Below are 3,474 nucleotides of genomic sequence, written 5' to 3' on the forward strand. Positions count from 1 at the left end.
GGCCGGGGCCGGGCCGCCGAGGCCCGCGCGGCGCTCCTGGAGGTAGCGGACCTCGGGGGAGTCGGCGCCGGGGTGGCCGTAGGGCACCTGGCCGTCGACGAAGGCGCTGTCCGGGATCGGCAGACCCAGCAGGTCGCGCATGTCCTTGAACTCGTCCACCGTCAGCTTCTTCATCTGGTGGTTGGCGTTCTTGGACTCGAAGCCCTTGCCGAGGGTGAAGCCCTTGACGGTCTGGGCGAGGATCACGGTCGGCGCGCCCTTGTGGGTGAGCGCCGCACGGTAGGCCGCGTAGACCTTGCGGGCCTCGTGGCCGCCGCGCGAGAGGTGGAAACACTCGCTGATCTTGTCGTCGCCGATCAGCTTGGCCATCTCGGCGAGGGCGGGCTCGGCGCCGAAGAAGTGCTCGCGGATGTAGGCGGCGTCGCGCGTCGCGTACGTCTGGAACTGCGCGTCCGGCACCTCGCGGAGGCGGCGGACCAGGGCGCCCGTGGTGTCGAGCTGGAAGAGCTCGTCCCAGGCGTTGCCCCACATGATCTTGATGACGTTCCAGCCGGCGCCGCGGAACTGGGCCTCCAGCTCCTGGACCACGCGGAAGTTGGCGCGGACCGGGCCGTCGAGACGCTGGAGGTTGCAGTTGATGACGTAGGTGAGGTTGTCCAGGCCCTCACGCGCGGCCAGTGCGAGGGCCGCCGTCGACTCGGGCTCGTCCATCTCGCCGTCACCGAGGAACGCCCACACGTGCGAGGCGGAGACGTCCTTGATGCCGCGGTTGGTGAGGTAGCGGTTGAAGCGCGCCTGGTAGATGGCGGAGAGCGGGCCGAGGCCCATCGACACCGTCGGGAACTCCCACAGCCAAGGCAGGCGGCGGGGGTGCGGGTAGGAGGGCAGGCCGTTGCCGCCCGCCTCCTGGCGGAAGTTGTCGAGCTGCGTCTCGTTCAGACGGCCGTCGAGGAAGGCGCGGGCGTAGATGCCGGGGGAGGCATGGCCCTGGATGTAGAGCTGGTCACCGGAGCCGGGTGCGTCCTGGGATTCCTTGCCCTTGAAGAAGTGGTTGAAGCCGGTCTCGTACAGCCAGGCCGCGGACGCGAAGGTCGCGATGTGGCCGCCGACGCCGTGCTTGGAACCGCGGGTGACCATCGCGGCCGCGTTCCAGCGGTTCCACGCGGTGATCTTCCGCTCCATCTCCTCGTCGCCGTCGATCTCCGGCTCGGCGGCGGTGGGGATGGTGTTGACGTAGTCGGTCTCGAGGAGCTTGGGCAGCGCCAGGCCCGCGCCCTCGGCGCGCTCCAGCGTGCGGCGCATCAGGTACGCGGCACGGTGCGGCCCGGCCGCCTTGGTAACGGCGTCCAGGGAGGCCTGCCATTCGGCGGTCTCCTCGGGGTCGCGGTCCGGGAGCTGGTCGAGCTCGCTCGGCTGGATTGCGGAGGGGTCGGTCATTGCGCCGCCTTCCTGAGTCGGAGGGGGTCCCCTGTTCGGTAAGGGGTGGGGGTGCCGTGTCTGGCAGGACAGGGCGTGAGGCTCGGGTCAGAGCCCGTCGACGACTGTAATCCCGTGATCGATGATCGATCAAAGCTTGAAGGGAAAAATCTCTTCAGATGAAGAAAGTAGGCATCCGGTGCCAGCCAAGTGGGCACGGGGTGCCTTTGATTCGAAGGATCGGCGCAGATGGGAGCGCGTATGAGCGGGTCACGACGACTATGAGCGGGGCCGGGGGAGGCCGTGCGCGCGGCGGAAGGCGACCGCCGGGGTGGCCGTCCTCATCCGTTACTGGGCGGGATGGGTCAGGCGCGCGGCGCGCAGCCCAGGACGTGCGCCTTCACCAGCTCCGCGATCGCGGGATTCCGCTCCCTGAAGGCCGAGACCAGCGCCTCGTGCTCCTCCGCGTAGGACTGCTGGACCGTGCCGAGCCAGCGGATCGACAGGGCGGTGAAGACCTCGATGCCAAGGCCCTCCCAGGTGTGCAGGAGCACGGAGTTGTCCGCCGCCCGCACCAGTTCGCGGTGGAAGGCGACGGTGTGCCTGACCTGCCCGGTGCCGTCGGCGGCGCGGTCGGCTTCGTAGAGGGCCGCCACATGGGGTTCGAGGGCCGAGCAGTCCTCGGCGAGGCGCTCGGCCGCCAGCTCGGCGGCGATCGCCTCCAGGCCCGCGCGGACCGGGTAGCTCTCCTCGAGGTCGGCCGCGGTCAGATTCCGTACCCGCACGCCCTTGTTGGGTGCCGACTCGATGAGCCGCAGCGTCTCCAGCTCCCGCAGGGCCTCGCGCACCGGGGTCTGCGAGACCTCGAGCTCCACGGCGATGCGGCGCTCCACGATGCGCTCGCCCGGCTTCCAGCGCCCGCTGACGATCCCCTCCACGATGTGCTCGCGGATCTGGTCGCGCAGCGAGTGGACAACGGGCGCGGTCATGTGGGCTCCTCCGGCGGGGGCATCGGGACCCCAAGGGCGTGTGACCCCTAGACAATACGGCCGCGCCCCCGCCCGGAGGACTCCGGACGGGGGCGCGGCCGCTGATGAGACGAGTCTTACAGCGTCTCGCCGGGCGGAACTACAGGCCGAGCTCGACCTCGAACTCGCCGGCCTCCAGGATCGCCTTGACCGCGGTCAGGTAGCGGGCGGCGTCGGCGCCGTCCACCAGGCGGTGGTCATAGGAGAGCGACAGGTACGTCATGTCACGGACGGCGATGGTCTCGCCCAGGTCCGGGTGGTTGATGACGACCGGGCGCTTCACCGTGGCACCGATGCCGAGGATCGCGGCCTGGTTCGGCGGCACGATGACCGTGTCGAACAGGGCGCCGCGCGAACCGGTGTTGGAGATCGTGAAGGTGGCGCCGGACATGTCGTCCGGGGTGAGGCCACCGCCACGCGCCTTGCCCGCGAGCTCGGCGGTCTTCTTGGAGATGCCGGCGATGTTCAGGTCGCCCGCACCCTTGATGACCGGCGTCATCAGACCCTTCTCGGCGTCCACGGCGATGCCGATGTTCTCCGAGTCGAAGTACGTGATGGTGCCTTCGTCGTCGTTGATCCGGGCGTTGATGACCGGGTGGGCCTTCAGCGCCTGGGCGGCGGCCTTGACGAAGAACGGCATCGGGGAGAGCTTGACGCCCTCACGTGCCGCGAAGGAGTCCTTCGCCTTGGCGCGCAGCTTCATCAGCTTGGTGATGTCGACCTCGACGACCGAGGTCAGCTGGGCCTGCGAGTGCAGGGCCTTCATCATGTTGTCGCCGATGACCTTGCGCATGCGGGTCATCTTGACCGTCTGGCCGCGGAGGGGGGAGGCCTCAAGGGCCGGGGCCTTGGCGGCCGGAGCGGCGGCGGCCGGGGCCGGGGCCGACTTCTTGGCCTCGGCGGCGGCGATGACGTCCTGCTTGCGGATGCGGCCGCCGACACCGGAACCGGTGACCTCGGAGAGGTTCACGCCGTTCTCGGAGGCGAGCTTGCGCACCAGCGGGGTGACGTAGGCGCCGTCGTCGGCCGG

General features: G+C 69.7%; 2 protein-coding genes and 1 pseudogene. All 3 read right to left on the reverse strand.

Annotated features, from left to right (window positions below):
• Nucleotides 1–1,437, reverse strand: a pseudogene (locus AB8Z36_RS33090) (pyruvate dehydrogenase (acetyl-transferring), homodimeric type); the annotation flags it as partial.
• A 344-nt stretch (nt 1,438–1,781) separates the two neighbouring features.
• Nucleotides 1,782–2,405 carry a GntR family transcriptional regulator gene (locus AB8Z36_RS33095; protein WP_369217082.1) on the reverse strand — a complete coding sequence of 208 codons (624 nt, stop codon included), beginning with the start codon at nt 2,403–2,405 and terminating at the stop codon, nt 1,782–1,784.
• Between the two features lie 139 nt (nt 2,406–2,544).
• Nucleotides 2,545–3,474, reverse strand: a 930-nt coding sequence (locus AB8Z36_RS33100; RefSeq protein WP_369217083.1) for a 2-oxo acid dehydrogenase subunit E2, incomplete at its 5' end; no start/stop codon positions are given.

Source organism: Streptomyces flavofungini (assembly GCF_041028215.1).
Lineage (GTDB): Bacteria > Actinomycetota > Actinomycetes > Streptomycetales > Streptomycetaceae > Streptomyces > Streptomyces flavofungini_B.